Source organism: Bartonella sp. B23 (assembly GCF_053793815.1).
Map to the genome: position 1 here is coordinate 120,445 of NZ_CP200033.1, position 20,111 is coordinate 140,555.

Consider the following 20,111-nt stretch of genomic DNA (forward strand, 5'->3'; position numbering starts at 1 on the left):
TTATAATCGTCGAAGTGCGACATATTCGACCAAATGGTTTTTTCCTTTTCGTAAAATGAGATTAGACCGTAGTCGTGTTGGCAATATATTTTCTTGTAAATTTTTGAAATTAATCGTTTGCCAAATATTTTCAGCGATTTTTAAAGCTTCTTCTTCACTCAACAATGCATAGCGGTGAAAATAAGATTCAGGATTTTTAAAAGCTGTTTTGCGTAAACGTTTAAAACGTTCCAAATACCAATAGTGAATCACTTCTGTTTCAGCATCTACATAGATTGAAAAATCAAAAAAATCTGAAACGAAAGGAATCATTTTTCCGTCTTTAGGAAGATCACTAACCTGTAGCACATTAATACCTTCAATAATTAAGATATCGGGACGGTCAATGGTAATTGTCTGATTTTCTAGAACATCATAAGCCATATGAGAATAAAGCGGGGCACTGACATTACCTACACCCGCTTTTATGGCAGAAAGAAAGTTCAGCAATTTTTTGATATCATAGGAGTCAGGAAATCCTTTACGATTCATACGATTTTTTTTCTGTAAGACAGCGTTAGGATAGAGAAAGCCATCGGTGGTAATCAGATCAACTTTAAAACTAGATGTCCAACGTTTCAAAAGTTCTTGAAGAATACGAGCAGTTGTAGATTTTCCTACAGCAACAGAACCAGCAATTCCAATGATAAAGGGAGTCTTTGGAGTCTCTTTTGAGTGTAAAAATTGTTGACGCTTTTGAAAGAGTTCCTGTACTGCTTCAACATGGCATGATAACAGACGCGACAAGGAAAGATAAATGCGCTGCACTTCTTTAAGATCAATCGGATCACCAATTGAGCGTAAACGCTTTATTTCATCAAAGGACAAAGCGAGGGGTGTATCCGCACGAAATTGAGACCATTCCTGTGCAGTAAAGATACTATAGGGTGAATGCCGATCAAAAATGGGTTTGACCAGCTTATCTTTTTGATCAATTTTTGATAAAATCATATCAGTCATTTGTATTTGTTGAAGTTCTTTACAGCTGCAATGATGAGAGACAAAAAAGCAGCTTGTTTTGTGTTCAAACGAATTTTATTTTGCGTGTTCTCTTCTCTTAAAAAATAGATAGTCTTTCGTTAGCTTATCGTCCAGTCATTCCAACGTGTGCTAATTTGTGCCAATGAGCATCCTTGAGCTAAAAAAGCCCATAAGAGTAAACGTGCTTTTACTGCTGATAAATAACCAGACATGAGAACGCCAGAGGCGATCATATCGACTTCTGAACCTTTATAACCATAAGTTGTACGGGTTGTTGAGCCAGCGCAAGTACGGCTGGCGATAACGATTGGCATCTTTTTCGTATATTGTCGCACAATATCGGCCTCTTCAAAACTGCAATGTCCTGATCCAAAACCGGCAATGACAACACCAGTATAATACCCACTTTCAAGGCAGAATTTGATTAACTGTGTATCAGAGGATAAAGAGGAGTATAGGAGTGCAACTTGATGATTATAGTTTTTAGGAAGACCAAATTTTCTCGGAAAAAAATTTCGATCATTAAAATAAACTAGTTTTCCTTCCAAAATAGTGCCTAAAATACCTACCGGACCTGACTGAAACGTTTCAATTTTGACGGTATGGCTCTTCTGAACCCAATAAGGTGAGTGAATGGTATCATTGATTACAACTAATACGCCTCTGTTTCGACTTTGTGGATGAGCCGCGACGCGAGTTGCTGCTAAAACGTTAGCTGGTCCATCAGCACCTGCCTCACAGGGTATACGCATAGCGCCAGTTATAACAAGCGGTTCCACTCTATCCCAATAAAGAGAAAGAAAAAAGGCTGTTTCTTCCATTGTATCAGTACCTTGGGTTAAAACAACACCTTCCGCGCCGGCCTTTATTTGCTGTGTTGCCCATTCCATGATTTCAAAAAGAATTTTAAAAGACAAAGATCCACTTGGTAATTGTGTTAGTGTTTGCGCATGAATATTAGCAACGTTGTTTAAGTCAGGAACACTTTTGATAAGAACATCAGAGGTTAATGTTGGTTGCATTTGACCCCAATTGTCGGCAGTCATTGCAATTGTTCCTCCCAATGTTCCTATTGCTATTCTTTTCATAATTTTTCCCTTGAAAGACGCAAACTGTTTACAAAAACTATTTAGCAACAATTTGCATTGATAACAATGAGATCATTTTTTATTTCAACAAATTGAATTATGCTTAATCATTGTGTTTTGCAGTATATGTTCTTAAATAAAGGCAATAATGATTGGGTTTTGCATTTATTGAAAATAACTTAACATTAAGAATAGAAGTCAATATTAAGGAGTTTCCTTATGGCAGAACATAAGCCAGACACAATATATGGTACAACTATTATTACTGTACGAAAAGGTGGCAAAGTAGTGATTGCTGGTGATGGTCAGGTCTCACTTGGGCAGACAATTATGAAAGGCAATGCACGCAAGGTGCGTCGCCTTGGGAAAGGTGGGGCGGTTATCGCTGGTTTTGCAGGTGCTACAGCAGATGCTTTCACTTTATTGGAAAGATTGGAAACAAAGCTTGAACAATATCCTGATCAGCTCATGCGTGCATGTGTAGAACTTGCGAAAGACTGGCGAACGGATCGCTATTTGCGTCGTCTTGAAGCAATGATGCTTGTGGCTGATAAGAAAGTAACTTTTGCTTTAACAGGGCTTGGTGATGTCTTAGAACCAGAAGACGGGGTTATGGCAATTGGTTCTGGAGGCAATTTTGCTCTTTCGGCTGCTCGGGCACTTATGGATATGGATTTGGATGCAGAAACCATTGCCCGTAAAGCTATGGATATTGCCGCTAAAATTTGTGTTTACACCAATGATCATTTTACGATTGAAACATTGGATGCAGAATTATCTTCTTTAGAGAAAGCTATTTGAATGTGTGTTGTATTTTCCCCTCGTGAGACTGTTTCTGAACTTGACCGTTTTATTATTGGTCAAAATGATGCCAAACGTTCTGTTGCTATTGCACTGCGCAATCGGTGGCGCAGACAGCAGCTTGATGGTTCAATGCGTGAAGAGGTTATGCCAAAAAATATTTTGATGATAGGGCCAACAGGTGTTGGTAAAACAGGTATAGCACGACGATTAGCAAAACTCGCTGGAGCGCCTTTTGTTAAAGTAGAAGCGACCAAATTTACTGAAGTTGGTTACGTAGGACGTGATGTTGAGCAAATTATTCGTGACCTTGTTGAGATTGCCATTTCTCTTGTGCGTGAAAAAAAACGGGATGAAGTTAAAGTAAAGGCTCACGTTAATGCTGAAGAACGTGTTTTAGATGCCCTTGTTGGTAAGACAGCAAGCCCCGCTACTCGTGATAGTTTTCGCAAAAAATTGCGTGAAGGTGAATTGGATGAGAAAGAAATTGAAATTGAAGTAGCCGATAATAACAGTAATAGCACTTCGACTTTTGATATTCCCGGTATGCCTGGTGCTCAAATGGGAATTATGAATTTGTCAGATATTTTTGGCAAAATTGGGAGTCGTACAAAGGTTCGCAAAACGACAGTAAAGGATGCTTTTAAGCCTCTTATTGATGATGAATCTGAAAAGCTTCTTGATCAAGATCAAATTATTCAAGAAGCACTCCGTGTTGCTGAAAATGATGGAATTGTTTTTATCGATGAAATTGATAAAATTGCAACCCGAGATGGTGGGGCAAGTGCTGCTATTTCGCGTGAAGGAGTTCAACGGGATCTCTTGCCTTTGGTTGAAGGAACAACAATTGCCACCAAATATGGTCAAATCAAAACAGATCATATTCTTTTTATTGCATCAGGTGCGTTTCATGTTTCTAAGCCATCTGATCTATTGCCAGAACTTCAAGGGCGTTTGCCCATTCGCGTGGAGCTAAATGCTCTAACAAGGGAAGATTTACGGCGTATTTTGACTGAACCTGAAGCTAGCCTGATTAAGCAATATATTGCTTTAATGGCAACGGAAGAGGTTCATTTAGAGATTACCGATGATGCAATTGATGCTTTAGCGGATATTGCTGTGGACTTAAATGCAAGGATTGAAAATATAGGGGCACGTCGTTTGCAAACAGTGATGGAGCGCGTTTTAGATGAGATTTCTTTTACTGCACCGGATAAAGCTGGGACATCGTTTAAAGTTGACGCTGCTTATGTCAGGCAATCTATAGGTGAGCTTGCTGCTGATGTCGATCTTTCACGTTTCATTCTTTAGAGTTATTGCTTGTTTTCATCTATCGGCGTGCTTCAATAACTTTAAAACCATGAGCTTTTTCATGTATGAATACCATGCGAAAAATGCTTTTTAACAACGTTTCATAAGGCAGGTGGCGATTAGCAACAAGAAGCAAATTGCCACCTTTCTTTAGGTATTTTGCAGAATTTATAATAAAATTCTTCCCTAATGAAATATCTGTAGTTTGTTGCGTGTGAAACGGTAGGTTTGAAATGATTGTATCATACAGATCTGTGATCGGTTCATGCACAAGATCATGCCAATAAAAATGAATCGGACAAGAAGCTGTTATGTATTTGAGATGCTGTTTTGCTGCTTCTAAAGCGTTGTAATCAGCTTCATAGAGGTCGAGAGTTGTTAGTTTTTCACTTCTTTCAAGCGCAGCGTAAGAAAGAAAACCCCAGCCAGCACCAAAATCAGCAGTCTTTCCAGAAATAACTTCACACATATGCGGAGCAAGTGCGGCAGATCCTGGATCAATACGACCGTGTGAGAACATGCCAGAAGTGGTCTGAAATTTATTTTCAAAAGTGAGTGGTTGTGAGCGGAATTGTGCAATATTCTGTCTCTCTATTTGTTGTGGAACTTGAAGCCAAAATACCAATCCATGGTTTTTGGATAATTTATCAGTGATGGGAACAAGCGTTTTGACCCATTTCATCATTGAGGCAGCACCAGCAGTTTTTTTTCCACCAATAACAATCCATCCGCCAGGTTTAACACATTCTAATAAATCAAGAAAACAATTTTGGTTTAAACCACGATACTTGCTTAAACTCAAAAGTGCTCCATCATAGGCAAAAGTTTTATCTATTTGAGGAGAGCAGTGAAACTGAGCATTGACAAATTTTAAAAAATCTGGCCGCCAAGGTGTAATAATTTTTAATTTTTGTGCCCACTCCAGAGCAGGAATTTCTGTTAAACCAAAACCCAACCAAGATTGGTTTGAATTGGGAAGAGGAAGGCTATGATTTTCAAAAGGTAAAAATAGCAACACACGTAGCTCTTTCAAAGAAAAAATGCCATTCTGATATTAGGATGGCATTTTATTTCATGACAAGAGAAAAGATTACACTTCTTTTTTCTTACGATGACACCTGTTTTCGAATTTATTTTTTTCATCCATGTATTTTTCCTGTTCTTCTTTTATGAGTTATCACTTGTAATTTCTTCACCAGTCTGTTGGTCAACGATTTTCATTGATAACCGAACTTTGCCACGTTCATCAAAGCCCATTAATTTAACCCAAACTTTATCACCCTCTTTAACAACATCTGTTGTTTTTGTGACGCGTTCTGATGCGAGTTGAGAGATATGAACGAGCCCATCACGTGAGCCAAAAAAGTTTACAAATGCGCCAAATTCTGCCGTTTTTACAACTGTTCCTTGGTATATAGCACCAACTTCAGGTTCATCAACAATGGAATGTATCCAGCGTTTTGCTGCTTCAATGGTTTTAGCATCGGCAGAAGCAATTTTAATTGTTCCATTATCTTCAATATTGATTTTTGCTCCAGTTTGTTCAACGATTTCTCGAATAACTTTACCGCCAGAGCCGATAACATCGCGAATTTTATCAACCGAAATGTTCATGATTTCGATACGTGGAGAAAACTCGCTAAGTTCAGCACGTGCACTGGTCAAAGCTTTGGCCATTTCGTTAAGAATATGAATTCGGCCATCCTTGGCCTGTTCAAGTGCGATTTTCATAATTTCTTCGGTAATACCATCAATTTTGATGTCCATCTGCAAGGCAGTAATACCATTTTCTGTTCCCGCTACCTTAAAATCCATATCTCCAAGATGATCTTCATCTCCTAAAATATCAGACAGAACAGCGAAGCGTTCCCCTTCTTTAATCAAGCCCATAGCAATACCTGCAACAGGACGTGCCAGAGGAACACCGGCATCCATGAGAGCAAGTGAAGTGCCGCAAACAGTTGCCATGGAAGAAGATCCATTGGATTCAGTAATTTCTGAGACAGCACGAATGGTATAAGGAAAAGATTCTTTAGTCGGCAACATAGGATGAAGCGCACGCCACGCTAATTTGCCATGCCCAATTTCGCGACGGCCAGGAGAGCCAAGACGTCCTGTTTCACCTACTGAAAAAGGTGGAAAATTGTAATGGAGGAGGAATGTCTCCTTATACATACCTGTTAAGGAGTCAACATATTGTTCATCTTCTCCAGTTCCGAGTGTTGCAACAACAATTGCTTGTGTTTCTCCACGGGTAAAGAGTGCCGATCCATGTGTGCGGGGTAAAATACCAACTTCCGATTGAATGGGGCGTACTGTTGAAAGGTCGCGTCCATCAATACGCTTTTTCGTATCAAGAATGTTCCAGCGAACAATTTTTGCTTGCAACTGTTTGAAAACGGTTGCAATTTGATCTGCACTAAACTTACAATTTTCTTCCGTTTCTGACATAAATTTATTGATAACGTCTGTTTTCAGTGCATCAATTACAGCGTAACGTTCTTGTTTATCGGTAATTGTGTAAGCTTTTCGTATATCCTGTTCGGCCATTTCCATCATAGCTTTTTTGAGATCAGAGAGATCTTCAGGAACAAAATCACGTGGATCTTTTGCAGCAACTTCGGCAAGCTTGATAATGGCATCAAGAACAGGTTGAAGACCTTTATGTCCGAACATAACGGCTCCCAACATGATGTCTTCCGGTAATTCGTGTGCTTCTGATTCAACCATCAACACAGCACTTTCTGTTCCGGCAACAACAAGATCAAGTTTTGATTCAGGTATTTCATCGATATGAGGATTTAAAACATACTGTCCGTTACAGTAACCAACACGGGCACCAGCAATGGGTCCCATGAAAGGAATACCTGACAAAGTCAATGCGGCAGAGGCTGCAATCATTGCAAGGATATCAGGATTATTCTCGAGATCATGTTGTATAACGGAAACAATAACTTGTGTATCATTTTTATAGCCATCGGCGAAGAGGGGACGAATGGGACGATCAATTAAACGTGAAATCAATGTCTCATTTTCGGTTGGCCTGCTTTCACGTTTTAAAAAACCACCGGGAATTCTGCCGACAGCATAGGATTTTTCTTGATAATTAACGGTGAGTGGAAAAAAGTCTTGGTCTGGTTTTGGACTTTTTGCCGATACAACGGTTGCTAAGACAATAGTTTCTCCGTAGGTAGCAATTACTGCACCATCGGCTTGACGCGCTATTTTTCCTGTTTCGATGGTGAGTGGCCGTCCGGCCCATTCAATTTCTATCTTATGCGTTTTGAACATTTTTTATCCTTAATGACTAGCGCTCACATTCTGATTTTGCGTAGCATATTTGAAAGCTACGGACAGGACAACAAGACACTTTTGTTTTTTTTCAAGAAAAAAGGAGTAAATCGCAGTTTAAACGTGAAGCAACCAGCAATCCTGCCCCATGATGATTATTCGTCAATTTTTAAGTTTTTAACGAAAAGCAAAAAGCTGAAAAAATGGATGATTTTTTTTAGAAAAACCATCCACTCATTTTTCTTTTAGCGCCGCAAACCTAATTTTTTGATAAGTATATGATAACGATTTTGGTCAATTCCTTTCAGGTAATCAAGAAGGCGACGACGTTGAGACACCATCTTCAAAAGACCACGACGAGAATGGTTATCCTTTTTATGAGATTTAAAATGGTTAGTTAAATTAGAAATACGCTCAGAAAGTATAGCGACCTGCACTTCTGGTGATCCTGTATCACCGACTTTGTTTGCATATTCTGCGACAAGAGCTTGTTTACGTTCAGCTGTAATCGACATCGCGTTATCCTTTCAAAAAACAAAGAAACAAAAGTCACCCATAGCCGAGATGTCGTTCAGCAAGGGTCTGTGAAGAAAAAAGAAGAGTAAAAACTCTCACCCATTTTAGCACTTATATAGGAAAGAAGGTTAAAATACTAGTCCTTAAAAGAATCTTGAAGAGCTTACTACAGATAAAGGATTTTGTTTTGGAATATTGATTTTAACAGGGGCTTGTGAGAAATTTTTAAAGAATTATGCATCCTTTTGGTACAAAGATTACTACTTTAGAGAGTGTGTATGGTAAAAAGCAATAGATATCGATTGGGAGACAAAAGATGCAAAGCATTTTAACATTAGAACTTTTTCGTAATGCGGTATTTCGAAATTTGTGGTCATCCACTCTCATTTCTAATTTAGGAGGTCTTATACAGGCCATAGGAGCAGGGTGGTTAATGGCGTTGATTAGTTCTTCGCATTCCATGGTCGGTTTTGTTCAAAGTGCTACCACATTACCGCTTGTTATGTTTTCTCTAATGGCAGGAGCATTAGCTGACAATTTTAATCGCCGCCAAATTATGTTGTGCGCGCAGATTATGATGATGATTATATCAATGAGTTTGGCTGCTTTATCCTATATGAACTTTCTAACACCTGGAACTTTATTATGTTTTACATTTTTGATTGGATGTGGAACTGCTTTTTATAATCCTTCTTGGCAAGCAACAATAGGAGATATTGTGAGCCGAGAAAATATTCCTACTGCTGTTAGTTTAAACAGTGTTGGCTTCAATTTGATGCGTAGTGTAGGTCCTGCTATTGGTGGTGCTATCATTGCTACTCTGGGTGCATCCGCAGCTTTTTTATTCAATGCGATAAGTCACATTCCTTTAATTGGTGCTTTGTTTTTATGGAAACCAAGCTATGAAAACAACAGGTTACCACGAGAAAGACTTTTAGGAGCTGTCTCAGACGGTGTACGTTATGTTGCAATGTCACCCAATCTTTTGAGCATTATGGTCAGAGCGTTCCTGTTTGGTATTGGAGCGATTTCGATCTTGGCACTTTTGCCAGTTGTTGTGCATAAAATTCTTGGAGGAAGCGCTCTTCTTTATGGGACATTGCTTGGTTGTTTTGGTCTTGGAGCCATGACAGCAGGTCTTATTAATTCATCTGTACGGCATTATTTTCGTTCAGAAACGATTATCACAAGTGCATTTATTGGTTTTGCCTCTTCTTGCTTTTTTTTAGCAATAAGTTGTTCATTGATTGTAATCCATATTGCTTTGTTTCCTGCAGGATTGTGTTGGGTTTTAGCGTTATCACTGTTTAATACATCCGTACAACTTTCTACACCGCGCTGGGTTGTTGCACGTGCCTTAGCACTTTACCAAACAGCATCTTATGGAGGAATGGCAGTTGGAAGCGTAATTTGGGGCGTTTTGGCTGATGGTTATTCTCCAACGGTTGCTTTGAGTCTTTGTTCTCTGTTCTTGATTTTTGGGGCTCTTACAGGGATAAAATTTAGAATTCAGGAAATTCCCCAGATAGATCTAGATCCCCTTGATCATTTTAGAGAACCAGAGCTTTTGCTCGATTTAAAAGCACAAAGCGGTCCAATCATGATTATGATCAGTTATCAAATTTATGAAAGCGATCTCGAAGAATTTCTCAAAGTGATGACACGTCGTCGCCATATTCGTTTACGTGATGGTGCTCGTCAATGGGTTCTTTTACGTGATCTTGAAAGGCCTGAATATTGGACAGAAGCGTATCATATGCCAACGTGGGTAGATTATTTGCGCCATAATCGCCGTCGCATAAAAGCAGATGCAGAGGTAAACAAGCTGTTGCATAACTTAAATCGTGCCCCTAACGGCATAAAAGTACGCCGGATGATTGAGCGGCAAACAATACCAAATGTTAGTGAAATGCACCTGAAGCCCTCTACTGACCAATTACCTTAACGATACGAGGATCAAAACAGTTTTTTATAAACTGTTAAATGTGCACAATTTATCTTTATGGAATAAATTTGTTTGCATGAATAAAATAACAGAAAATAAGATATTACAACGAGCACTTTATTCTATCTGTGAGTTGAGGATAAATTTTTGCCAAACAGGCAGTTAGAAGTCATGAATATTACTATTTTATTTAAGCTAAATCCTGCGTTTCTTATTCTACAAAATCTTCTTAATATTATAGATATGCACGTGTATCCAGAATGATCAAAGAAGACAATCTAAAACAATAAAAAAGATACTTATTCTGTATCATGCAAGCTAGAATTAGACTTATGAACATATTACTGATTTAGATTATGAGATGCATTATCGTAAAAAATTGAGTGTAGAGCGATATTGATATAAAAAACTCTCTTTTTCTGAGAGATAGTTTTAAGAAAGAGTAGATTAAACTGTGAAAATACGCTTTGGCTTGAATAAATTTTTTTCAAGAGTTCCTATAGCAAGAAGTTGGCCTTTGTAGATAACACAAACTTCATCTTCATCAATAGGTGCATTTTGATCACAGAGGAGCGCTGAATTACCCATCATGACTCGCTGTGCTTGGTCCTCGTTAAGGGTATAATGAGAGAGGCAATCCAGCGCGGCACCTGTTTCAATTAAAAGTGCATCAAGTGTTGAAAAATTTCTTTTGGGGAGAGTGTCGTTTTCATTTATTACACTTGTATCAAGTCCTACCATTTTTAGCGTGTCCCATGTGATGAGATCATCTTCACAAAAAGGTGCTACTGCAGTACGTCTTAAATCAGCAATATGCCCATAACAACCGAGAGCACGTCCCATATCGCGTGCTAAAGAGCGCACATAAGTTCCTTTTCCACAGGTTATTTCAAAGATAGAACGTTCCTTGCTAGCAGTTTCTATTAATTTGAAAGTTTTTATTTCCACTTGGCGCGGCGGGATTTCAACACTTTCACCTTCACGTGCCAGATTATAGGCACGGTTACCAGAAATTTTAATTGCTGAAAATTGTGGAGGCACTTGCAAAATAACGCCTGTATAGTGAGGGAGAAGGGCAAGTATCTCTTTTTTCGTTGGACGTTTGAGAGACGTCTTTGTTACTTCTCCTTCTAGATCGTCTGTTGATCGTTCTTCTCCCCAAACGATGTGAAAACGGTAAGTTTTTGTGCCTTGCATAACGTATGGAACAGTTTTTGTTGCTTCGCCCAATGCAATTGGAAAGAGGCCAGAAGCAAGAGGATCAAGCGTACCCGCATGTCCTGCTTTTTGTGCATGAAAGAGCCATTTGATCTGAGAGACAGCTTCTGTTGACTTCATCCCTTTTGGTTTATCAAGTATTACCCATCCAGAAACAGAACGGCCTTTTTTTTTGCGTTGCCGTGCCATACTTTTAATCCTCAGTCTCATCATTGCGGTGCAGATCGCGTGCCACCTCAGGTGAGCGAAGCAGAGCATCAATTTTTGAAAAATTATCAAAACTGCTATCAAGCCGAAAACGCAGTTCAGGCATATATTTCATTTGTCGCAATGCATGACTGATTTCTTTACGGATAAAACGGCTATGTTTATTGAGGATATCAATAACATCAATACAAGATGTATTCTTTAGAGTGCTGAGAGGAGAGACAAAGCAGATAGCAATTTTTAAATCTGCTGACATACGTACTTCAGAGACAGAAATTACCATATTTTTCAAGACATCATCGAGTAAAACACCACGCTGTAGCATATGAGCTATCGCGTGGCGCACTTGTTCTCCTACTCTTAGCTGTCGTTGTGATGGCTCTGCATTTTTCATCAAAGTGCTATCCTTGTTACAACTGCTCTTTTTTTTACCGACTTAAAAAATTAAGAAAGAATAGAGGCATCGTGCATAAAATCGAATAACTGTTCTCATTTTACGAAAGAGTAAAGGCGTTGGATTATTTTATAATGTACGATCAATATGTTCAATACGGAAGGTTTCAATGGTATCTCCTGCACGGATATCTTCATAGCTTTCAAATGCCATTCCACATTCTTGACCGCTTTGTACTTCATTGACTTCATCCTTAAAGCGCTTAAGTGTTTTAAGTTTTCCTTCGTGAATGACAATATTATCGCGAATAAGGCGGACACCAGCTCCCCGTTCTATTTTACCTTCTGTAACGCGACATCCAGCGACTTTTCCAATTTTTGTAATGTTAAAGATTTCCAAAATTGCAGCATTACCAAGGAAAGTCTCACGCTGCTCTGGTGAGAGTAATCCTGACATGGCAGCTTTTATATCATCAACAAGATCATAAATAATGTTATAATAGCGAATTTCAATTCCTTGTGTTTTTGCTAAATCACGTGTTTGTTTATTGGCTCGAACATTAAAGCCGATCACAGCAGAGTTGGAAGCCTCAGCAAGAGAAATATCACTTTCAGTGATACCTCCAGCACCAGAATGCACAATGCGCGCACGTACTTCTTCATTCCCTAGCTTCTCTAATGCTGAAGCGATTGCTTCAATTGACCCTTGTACATCCCCTTTAATAATAAGAGGAAATTCTTTGACACCAGTGGTTTGTAATTTAGTCATCATCTGTTCAAGAGAACCGCGAGAACCTGTTTGCCGAGCTACAGCTTTGTCACGTGCTAATCTCTGACGATATTCAGCAATTTCCCGTGCTTTTGCTTCATGGGTGACAACAGCAAAACGGTCACCAGCTTGTGGTGTTCCTTGCATGCCCAAAATTTCAATGGGTGTAGAGGGAACTGCTTCTTTTATATGGCGGCCATGGTCATCAATCAAAGCACGTACACGACCCCATTCATTGCCAGCAACAATAACATCAGAAGGATGCAATGTGCCTTTTTGAACAAGAACTGTTGCAACAGAACCGCGACCCCGATCCAATTTGGCTTCAATAACAACACCTTCTGCTGTTCGTTTTGGATCTGCTTTGAGATCAAGAATTTCAGCTTGCAGGAGAATAGCTTCGAGAAGTTTATCAAGATTTTGCCCGGTTTTAGCAGAAACTTCAACTTCCAAAGTTTCCCCACCCATGCTTTCAACGAAAACTTCGTGTTGTAAAAGTTCTGTACGTACTTTTTGAGTATCAACAGCTGGCTTATCAATTTTATTGATAGCAACAATAATTGGCACACCAGCAGCTTTGGCATGATTGATTGATTCAATCGTTTGCGGCATAACGCTATCATCAGCGGCTACAACCAGAACGGCGATATCCGTAACACGAGCTCCGCGAGCACGCATGGCAGTGAAGGCAGCATGTCCAGGTGTATCAATAAAGGTAATTTTTTGACCGTTCTGCTCCACTTGATAAGCGCCAATATGTTGCGTAATACCACCTGCCTCACCAGAAACAACATTTGCTTTTCGAATAGCATCTAGAAGGGAGGTTTTTCCGTGGTCGACATGACCCATAATTGTTACAACAGGTGGACGCTGTTGCATTTTTTGAGGATTATCGGCTATATTAAAGATACCTTCTTCTACATCAGATTCTAAAACACGTTTAACAGTGTGACCGAATTCAACGGCAATGAGCTCAGCAACATCTGCATCAATAACATCGCCCGGTTTCATCATTTGTCCCTGTTTCATAAGAAACTTAATCACATCAACGGAGCGCTCAGTCATACGCTGCGCAAGTTCTTGAATAGTAATGGTTTCAGGAAGAACAACCTCGCGAGAAATTTTTTCCCTTGGCTCTTGGTTTTGTGCACGTTTAAATTTCTCCTGCCTGCGGCGCATTGCAGCCATTGAACGCCCACGTGCGTTACCTTCTTCGTCCAGAGCGCTACTGAGGGTTAGCTTTCCACGGCGCCGCTCATCAGCACCTTTTACAGCTTTTGGTGCACGCACTTCTGATTTTGCAGGATTAGAGCGTCGGCTATGTCTATCGTCCTCTTTATTTTCATCTGCCTTGCGTTTTTCAATTACAGTTGTATTTTTAGGCATGATAGGGATATCTATCGGTTCCATGAGGGAGGGAGAAGAGGGAAGAAGGGGAGTCTGCACCTGTGGATTTCCTTCTTCTTGATGTACTTCTGTTTCTTGAATTGCCTGCCGCAAACTTTCTTCACGTTCTTTTGCATGCTTTGCTTCTTCTTCAGCTTTTTCACGCGTTATTTTTTCTTGGATATGCGCCTCTTTTAACGCGCGAAGCCTTGCTTCCATTTCAGCTGACGAGAGATTGCTTTCAGCAACAGGTTCGCTCTGCTTGGTCTCTTCGAATCGTGGTTTAGAACGTTGGCGAGCTACATGTGGTTTCGTAATTGGCTGTTGTATTTCAGCTTTTTCATCAGGTCGCGCAATTTTGCGCCGTTTAGTTTCGACAACTACAGCCTTCGTACGGCCATGGCTGAAATTTTGTTTGACCGTGCTTGTTTCTAGGACTGACCGTTTTAGTGTTAAAGTCCTTTTGACTGTCATTTTGTCGTTGTTATTTTCACTCATTGTATTTCCTTCACGGCTTGAGCCGTCATCTCACCAGGCTTGTTGTGCTTTTCATCACGATAGGCGAGTAGTTTACATGCTGTTCTAAGAAATCCTCCGGCAGCTTTTGTGTCTAATAAGGCTGCATGCATTATAGGACTAGCACCAAAAGCCACTCGCATTTCATCACTTGTAAATAAAGATATGATTTTTATATTCCGGTTTGTTTGTTGTCGTATTGTATGGATAGCTTGTGCAATTTTTCGTTTTCCATCTTCCGTAGTTTCCTTGGCATGAAGTACAAGAATAACTTGACCAGAGCGGATAGCTGCATCAACTTTTGTTGCCCCCATCACAATGGCACCAGCTTTTCGTGCCATAGAAAGGCTTGAAAGAGCAGCTTTTAGTAAAAGTGTATCAACAATACCTGCAAGATTTGGTGCAACTTCAACATCTGTTTTAAGACTTCTCTTAAAAGCTTTTTGTTTGATTGCTGCTTCAATGGCGGAATGACGAGCAGAAACCCAAACGCCACGCCCAGGCAAATTGGATTTAAGATCAGGAACAATTTGATTATTTGGACCAACAACAAAACGGATCAGCGTTTCGGCTGAAGCATTTTTTCTTGTCACAATACAGGTCCGTTCGTTCATTTAAAGTGTATCCACATTCAAATTATCTGTTTCATTTTCTGCAGGAAGTTCTGCAACAAGATCAGCTTGATCTATCCAACCAGCTTGCACACGTGCGGATAAAACCATAGCTTCTGCATCAGCACGTGTAATATCAAATGGGGTCAAGATACCAGAAAAACTCTGTATTTGACCGTCTTTGCGTTCTTTCCAGCCAACCAAATCATCGACTGCATAACCAGCAAAGTCTTCCATTGTTTTTACACCATCTTCACCAACAGCAACCATCATAGCACTTGTCATTCCAGGAAGTGTTCGCAATTCGTCACAAACACCAAGTTTCTTACGCTTCTCATCAAGCTCTTCTTCTTTATGTTCGAGATATTCGCGCGCACGGTTTTGGATTTCAGCAGCAGTTTCATGATCAAAACCATCAATGGAGGCGATTTCTTCGAGATTAATATAGGCGATTTCCTCAATGGAGGAAAAGCCTTCTGATGCCATAACTTGTCCGATCATTTCATCAACATCTAAGGATTCCATAAACAATCTACTGCGTTCAGTAAATTCTTTTTGGCGATTTTCAGATTCTTCTTGTTCCGTTAAGATATCAATACTCCACCCCGTTAATTGTGAGGCTAAACGAACATTTTGGCCACGTCGACCAATAGCAAGACTGAGCTGGTCATCAGGTACGACGACTTCAATACGTTCTGCGTCTTCATCGAGGACAACTTTGGAAACTTCAGCGGGTTGCAACGCATTGACGATAAATGTTGCAGCATCAGGGGACCAAGGAATAATGTCAATTTTTTCGCCCTGTAACTCCGCAACAACAGCTTGTACGCGGCTTCCTCGCATTCCAACACACGCCCCAACTGGATCAATGGAACCATCACGTGAGACAACAGCAATTTTAGCACGTGAACCCGGATCACGGGCAACAGACTTAACTTCTATGATACCATCATAAATTTCTGGTACTTCTGTGGTAAAAAGCTTTACCATAAACTGAGGATGTGTGCGTGAAAGAAAAATTTGTGGGCCGCGCGATTCACGGTGAACATCATTGACAAAGGCACGAATGCGATCTCCATAGCGAAAAGATTCACGTGGAATTAATTCATCACGGCGCACGATAGCTTCACCGCGTCCCAGATCAACGATAACATTGCCATATTCCACACGTTTTACTGTACCAGAAATAATTTCACCAATTTTATTTTTGAATTCTTCGTATTGCTGGTCACGCTCTGCGTCGCGTACCTTTTGTACAATAACCTGTTTAGCAGATTGCGCTGCGATACGCCCAAAATCCATAGGAGGTAAAAGATCAAAGAAAAAATCACCAATTTTTGCGTCCGCTTGGCGTTTAAGTGCATCAGACAAAGTAATTTCAGTTGTATAATCTTCAACGACATCTACAATTTTAAGCAAACGTTGTAATTTAATTTCACCTGTTTTGGAATTAATTTCGGCACGGATATTGGTTTCTTGACCATAACGAGAACGCGCCGCTTTCTGAATAGCATCGGCCATTGCAGAAATGACAATTTCACGGCCAATTGACTTCTCACGCGCAACAGCCTCTGCAATTTGTAAAATTTCAAGCCTGTTAGTGCTTGTAGCCATCAACTTTCTCCTTTTTTATGCCACACAATAAGGCATTTCCCAGTGATATTAATTCTTGTAATTTAGCGTCTATTGTGAGGTGTTAGAATTACTTTCGGGAATTAATTGTTGACTTAAATCTTTATTTTTTTTCAATGCATCACGAATAAGGTCATCGGTGAGCACTAAATGTGCATTTATGATATCACAAAAAGGAATAAAGGTATACATGGCTTCTCCATAAGCAGCTTTATCAGTGTTTAAAGTAAACCCATCTTGCGTGATATTTCTGAGTGTTCCACGAAATTTTCTGCGCCCATCAATTGCTATTTTGGTTTCAATTTTTGCAATATGCCCTTGCCAATGAAGAAAATCAGATTTTCTTACCAGTGGACGATCAATTCCAGGAGACGAGATTTCTAAATGGTATTTGCGTTCAATAATATTCTGTACATCAAGAAGAGGGGAAACAGTTCGACTAACAGTCTCACAATCTTCTACGGTCATAGAGCCATCAGCGCGTTCAACCATAATTTGAAGAGTTAAACCATTCAAACCAAGAAGTTTTACGCGAACTAAACGAAAACCTAGAGGTTTAAGCAATGGTATTACAAGAGCAGCAACACGTGCTTCGATGCCATCTTCTTCAAACAGAAGCAGTTCGTCAAAATCACTTATTTTTTCAGCTTCATTCATACATTTGATCCAAGTCGTTTTCATCAGTTTGATGGCATTAAAAAAGAGCGGATCTGAAGACCCACTCCTCATCACAAGACCAAGAATTTAATTGTTGATACTATTAAATTCAAAATTTTTCAAGCTATTTATAAGAAAAGCATTTCACCGTTTATTTTTTTATAAAGGTAAGATAGGTGGGGGTTCGTCCTTCGTGTAGAGCTTTTGCTTCATAGCGGGTACTTATCCACAGCGGATAAGGGGTTTTCCAATCTTGAGGACTTCCTGCTTTCCACTCAAAGCTACTATGTTGTGCACAATGGTAGAGGGTCCAGTTTACATAACTATCTATATCGCTAGCAAAACGGAATTTTTTTCCTGTTTTAAGAATGCGAGCAAAACGGTTAAGATTTTTTATGTTTATAAAACGCCGTTTCCAATGTTTCTTTTTAGGCCATGGATCAGGATAAAGGAGGTCTACTCCATCAAGCGATGCATCTGGAAGCCAATCAAGGAGGTGTGTGGCATCATCATCATAAAGGCGAATATTGTTTTTATGCTGTTGATGCTGTTCAAGGGACATCAATATTTTTGCCATGCCATTGACAAAGGGTTCTACACCAATAAAACCAGTTTGTGGAAAATGTTCCATTTCATGAAGTAAATGCTCACCTCCACCAAAACCAATTTCAAGGCGGACTTCTTTTACTTTGCTTGGAAATAAGGATGCTAAATCTAAGGGTGGAAGAGTATTTAAATCAATTTTAAGAGTTGGGAGAAGCATTTCTATACGCGCAAGCTGACTGTTTCGCAGCCGCTTTCCTTGTCGGCGACCAAAAAAAGTTTTACATATACGCGCATCATGGTCAATCATGGCACTTTAATCATTGTTTGAAGTATTTTAATCAGATCAGTTTTTTCCCATGAAAACGAACCATCACGTTTTGGCTTTCGTCCAAAATGACCATAGGCAGCTGTTTTTGTATAAATAGGTTTATTGAGATCAAGATGTTTTCGAATGCCCGTTGGTGAAAGATCCATTATTTTACGGATAGCTGCTTCGAGAATTTTTTCATCGACTTTTCCTGTTCCGTGGAGATTAAGATAAATGGATAAAGGTTGTGCAATGCCAATTGCATAAGAAAGTTGAATGGTGCACCGTTCCGCTAAATCAGCTGCAACAATATTCTTAGCGAGATAGCGTGCAGCATAAGCTGCAGAACGATCAACTTTTGTTGTATCTTTTCCTGAAAAAGCACCACCACCGTGGGGTGCTGCACCTCCATAAGTGTCAACAATAATTTTGCGTCCTGTCAATCCTGCATCACTTTGAGGACCACCAATAACAAATTTTCCTGTCGGGTTAATGTACCAACGGCATTGATCCGAAATAGAAATATCCTGCAAAGCTTGACGAATATATGGTTCAACTACTGTACGTACTTTATTGGAATCCCAACTTTTATCCAAATGTTGTGTTGAAAGAACGATGGATGTTACCTCTATAGGCTTTCCATTTTCATATCGTATTGTTATTTGGCTTTTAGCGTCTGGTCCTAATTTTCCGGTTTCTCCTTCATTCTTATGGCGGGCTGCAGAAAGAAGTTTAAGAATTTTATGCGCATAATAAATTGGTGCAGGCATGAGTGCAGGTGTTTCACGACAAGCATATCCAAACATGATACCTTGATCACCTGCTCCTTCTTCACCATGTCGATCTGTAGCGTTATCAACTCCGCGTGCGATATCAGTTGATTGTGGGCGCAAAAGGACATCAATTTTAACAGTTTTCCAATGGAATCCTGCTTGTTCATAACCAATTGCACGAATAGCACGGCGTGCTACTGCACGAAAACGGGCAGGATTAATGAGTGGAAATCCCATTTCATCGTAGATAAATTTTTTATTTTTATCTCTTTTCAAGAGTGTATCAGGAACACGCACTTCCCCAGCGATAACGACACGGTTTACACTGACAAGGGTTTCACAAGCGATCCGCACCAGCCATGGATCAGTACTGGTTTTTTGAGCTTCTTTATAAATCATATCAACGATTTCATCGGAAATACGATCGCAAATTTTATCAGGGTGCCCTTCCGATACCGATTCACTCGTAAAAAGATAATCTTGATGCGGCATGGGAACTCCTTCAAAAAGAAAACCAATAGTTTATCAATTGTTTATTAAAGCTGCTCTTATTTGCCAATCCCACGACAAATCGTCAATGCTGATTTATAAAATGAGTGAGAAAAGATGTAACTTTTATTTTATAACTTGTTTGTCATATCTTCTTCAGAAAGTGCTTTTGCCAGGTCAATAATTTTTCGACGCACCTTAGCATCGGATATATTAGTAAAAGCACGCATGAGCTGGATTCCTTCACTACTGGAGCAAAAATCCATGAACTCGTTGTCACTTTCAGCAAAGCCTTCTACATGTTGCGTACTAATGCCTTTATCAAAAAAATAAGAAACAGGAACATCCATAATTTCTGCAATTGCTTGAAGACGACTCGCACCAATACGATTTGTACCTTTTTCATATTTTTGAATTTGCTGAAAAGTGATACCTAACTTTTCACCCAATTTCTCTTGAGTCAGTCCTAAAATATTACGACGCAAACGTATACGGGTTCCAACATAGATATCTATAGGATCAGGTTTTTTTCTAGTCTCGGTCATAATACAACTCTTTATTTCCAGCACCCCACTCTTAAACCAACATCAGATCTACATGAGGTTAGTTTACCATATAATTAGAATAACACGTAA

At 39.6% G+C, this 20,111-nt stretch carries 16 protein-coding genes and 1 pseudogene; 3 read left to right on the forward strand and 14 right to left on the reverse strand.

Annotated elements, in window-relative coordinates; translation table 11 throughout:
* Positions 1-990: a type I pantothenate kinase gene (gene coaA, locus V4B17_RS00450; RefSeq protein WP_455480226.1), complete on the reverse strand. Its 990-nt coding sequence runs from the start codon at positions 988-990 to the stop codon at positions 1-3.
* Between the two features lie 128 nt (positions 991-1,118).
* Positions 1,119-2,108 carry an asparaginase gene (locus V4B17_RS00455; protein ID WP_455479576.1) on the reverse strand — a complete coding sequence of 330 codons (990 nt, stop codon included), beginning with the start codon at positions 2,106-2,108 and terminating at the stop codon, positions 1,119-1,121.
* Positions 2,109-2,327: 219 nt separating this feature from the next.
* Here V4B17_RS00455 and hslV point away from each other — a divergent pair, with 219 nt between their 5' ends.
* Complete coding sequence (hslV, locus tag V4B17_RS00460; protein ID WP_455479577.1) at positions 2,328-2,909, forward strand: ATP-dependent protease subunit HslV; 582 nt, start codon at positions 2,328-2,330, stop codon at positions 2,907-2,909.
* Entirely contained in the window at positions 2,910-4,220 is a 1,311-nt protein-coding gene (gene hslU, locus V4B17_RS00465) for an ATP-dependent protease ATPase subunit HslU (RefSeq protein ID WP_455479578.1), read from the forward strand.
* 19 nt (positions 4,221-4,239) lie between these two features.
* On the opposite strand, the gene V4B17_RS00470 is transcribed toward hslU, so the two are convergent.
* The 3 genes and pseudogenes from V4B17_RS00470 to rpsO form a co-directional block, all read right to left on the reverse strand.
* On the reverse strand, positions 4,240-5,238 hold the full coding sequence (locus V4B17_RS00470) for a class I SAM-dependent methyltransferase (RefSeq protein ID WP_455479579.1): 999 nt from the start codon (positions 5,236-5,238) through the stop codon (positions 4,240-4,242).
* A 72-nt stretch (positions 5,239-5,310) separates the two neighbouring features.
* Positions 5,311-7,511: pseudogene (pnp, locus tag V4B17_RS00475) on the reverse strand (polyribonucleotide nucleotidyltransferase).
* Positions 7,512-7,756: 245 nt separating this feature from the next.
* The gene (rpsO, locus tag V4B17_RS00480) at positions 7,757-8,026 is read right to left on the reverse strand and encodes a 30S ribosomal protein S15 (protein WP_455479580.1); all 270 of its coding nucleotides are present in this window, start codon (positions 8,024-8,026) and stop codon (positions 7,757-7,759) included.
* A gap of 317 nt (positions 8,027-8,343) precedes the next feature.
* On the opposite strand from rpsO, the gene V4B17_RS00485 reads away from it, so the two are divergent.
* Positions 8,344-9,972, forward strand: coding sequence for an MFS transporter (locus V4B17_RS00485; protein ID WP_455479581.1), 1,629 nt, complete (start codon positions 8,344-8,346; stop codon positions 9,970-9,972).
* A gap of 447 nt (positions 9,973-10,419) precedes the next feature.
* On the opposite strand, the gene truB is transcribed toward V4B17_RS00485, so the two are convergent.
* From truB to V4B17_RS00530, 9 genes are all read right to left on the reverse strand, one after another.
* Positions 10,420-11,379 (reverse strand): tRNA pseudouridine(55) synthase TruB, encoded by a 960-nt coding sequence (truB, locus tag V4B17_RS00490; RefSeq protein WP_455479582.1) that lies wholly within the window; start codon positions 11,377-11,379, stop codon positions 10,420-10,422.
* Positions 11,380-11,383: 4 nt separating this feature from the next.
* On the reverse strand, positions 11,384-11,791 hold the full coding sequence (gene rbfA, locus V4B17_RS00495; RefSeq protein WP_455479583.1) for a 30S ribosome-binding factor RbfA: 408 nt from the start codon (positions 11,789-11,791) through the stop codon (positions 11,384-11,386).
* A 129-nt stretch (positions 11,792-11,920) separates the two neighbouring features.
* The gene (infB, locus tag V4B17_RS00500) at positions 11,921-14,443 is read right to left on the reverse strand and encodes a translation initiation factor IF-2 (protein ID WP_455479584.1); all 2,523 of its coding nucleotides are present in this window, start codon (positions 14,441-14,443) and stop codon (positions 11,921-11,923) included.
* On the reverse strand, positions 14,440-15,075 hold the full coding sequence (locus tag V4B17_RS00505; RefSeq protein WP_455479585.1) for an RNA-binding protein: 636 nt from the start codon (positions 15,073-15,075) through the stop codon (positions 14,440-14,442). The genes infB and V4B17_RS00505 overlap by 4 nt, the downstream gene beginning before the upstream one ends.
* Positions 15,076-16,686 carry a transcription termination factor NusA gene (gene nusA / locus V4B17_RS00510; RefSeq protein WP_455479586.1) on the reverse strand — a complete coding sequence of 537 codons (1,611 nt, stop codon included), beginning with the start codon at positions 16,684-16,686 and terminating at the stop codon, positions 15,076-15,078.
* A gap of 69 nt (positions 16,687-16,755) precedes the next feature.
* Positions 16,756-17,385 carry a ribosome maturation factor RimP gene (rimP, locus tag V4B17_RS00515; protein ID WP_455479587.1) on the reverse strand — a complete coding sequence of 210 codons (630 nt, stop codon included), beginning with the start codon at positions 17,383-17,385 and terminating at the stop codon, positions 16,756-16,758.
* 127 nt (positions 17,386-17,512) lie between these two features.
* Positions 17,513-18,214, reverse strand: coding sequence for a tRNA (guanine(46)-N(7))-methyltransferase TrmB (locus V4B17_RS00520; protein ID WP_455479588.1), 702 nt, complete (start codon positions 18,212-18,214; stop codon positions 17,513-17,515).
* Positions 18,211-19,479 (reverse strand): methionine adenosyltransferase, encoded by a 1,269-nt coding sequence (metK, locus tag V4B17_RS00525; RefSeq protein WP_455479589.1) that lies wholly within the window; start codon positions 19,477-19,479, stop codon positions 18,211-18,213. Before metK ends, V4B17_RS00520 begins: the two co-directional genes overlap by 4 nt.
* A 128-nt stretch (positions 19,480-19,607) precedes the next feature.
* On the reverse strand, positions 19,608-20,021 hold the full coding sequence (locus tag V4B17_RS00530) for a helix-turn-helix domain-containing protein (protein ID WP_455479590.1): 414 nt from the start codon (positions 20,019-20,021) through the stop codon (positions 19,608-19,610).
* Positions 20,022-20,111 lie beyond the last annotated feature (90 nt).

Coding starts and splice junctions, on each gene's coding strand:
- V4B17_RS00530 (WP_455479590.1), bottom strand. CDS start 20,021: ATGACCGAGACTAGAAAAAAACCTGATCCTATAGATATCTATGTTGGA.
- coaA (WP_455480226.1), bottom strand. CDS start 990: ATGATTTTATCAAAAATTGATCAAAAAGATAAGCTGGTCAAACCCATT.
- V4B17_RS00485 (WP_455479581.1), top strand. CDS start 8,344: ATGCAAAGCATTTTAACATTAGAACTTTTTCGTAATGCGGTATTTCGA.
- V4B17_RS00455 (WP_455479576.1), bottom strand. CDS start 2,108: ATGAAAAGAATAGCAATAGGAACATTGGGAGGAACAATTGCAATGACT.
- V4B17_RS00505 (WP_455479585.1), bottom strand. CDS start 15,075: ATGAACGAACGGACCTGTATTGTGACAAGAAAAAATGCTTCAGCCGAA.
- truB (WP_455479582.1), bottom strand. CDS start 11,379: ATGGCACGGCAACGCAAAAAAAAAGGCCGTTCTGTTTCTGGATGGGTA.
- metK (WP_455479589.1), bottom strand. CDS start 19,479: ATGCCGCATCAAGATTATCTTTTTACGAGTGAATCGGTATCGGAAGGG.
- rimP (WP_455479587.1), bottom strand. CDS start 17,385: ATGAAAACGACTTGGATCAAATGTATGAATGAAGCTGAAAAAATAAGT.
- hslV (WP_455479577.1), top strand. CDS start 2,328: ATGGCAGAACATAAGCCAGACACAATATATGGTACAACTATTATTACT.
- rbfA (WP_455479583.1), bottom strand. CDS start 11,791: ATGAAAAATGCAGAGCCATCACAACGACAGCTAAGAGTAGGAGAACAA.
- V4B17_RS00520 (WP_455479588.1), bottom strand. CDS start 18,214: ATGATTGACCATGATGCGCGTATATGTAAAACTTTTTTTGGTCGCCGA.
- infB (WP_455479584.1), bottom strand. CDS start 14,443: ATGAGTGAAAATAACAACGACAAAATGACAGTCAAAAGGACTTTAACA.
- nusA (WP_455479586.1), bottom strand. CDS start 16,686: ATGGCTACAAGCACTAACAGGCTTGAAATTTTACAAATTGCAGAGGCT.
- rpsO (WP_455479580.1), bottom strand. CDS start 8,026: ATGTCGATTACAGCTGAACGTAAACAAGCTCTTGTCGCAGAATATGCA.
- hslU (WP_455479578.1), top strand. CDS start 2,910: ATGTGTGTTGTATTTTCCCCTCGTGAGACTGTTTCTGAACTTGACCGT.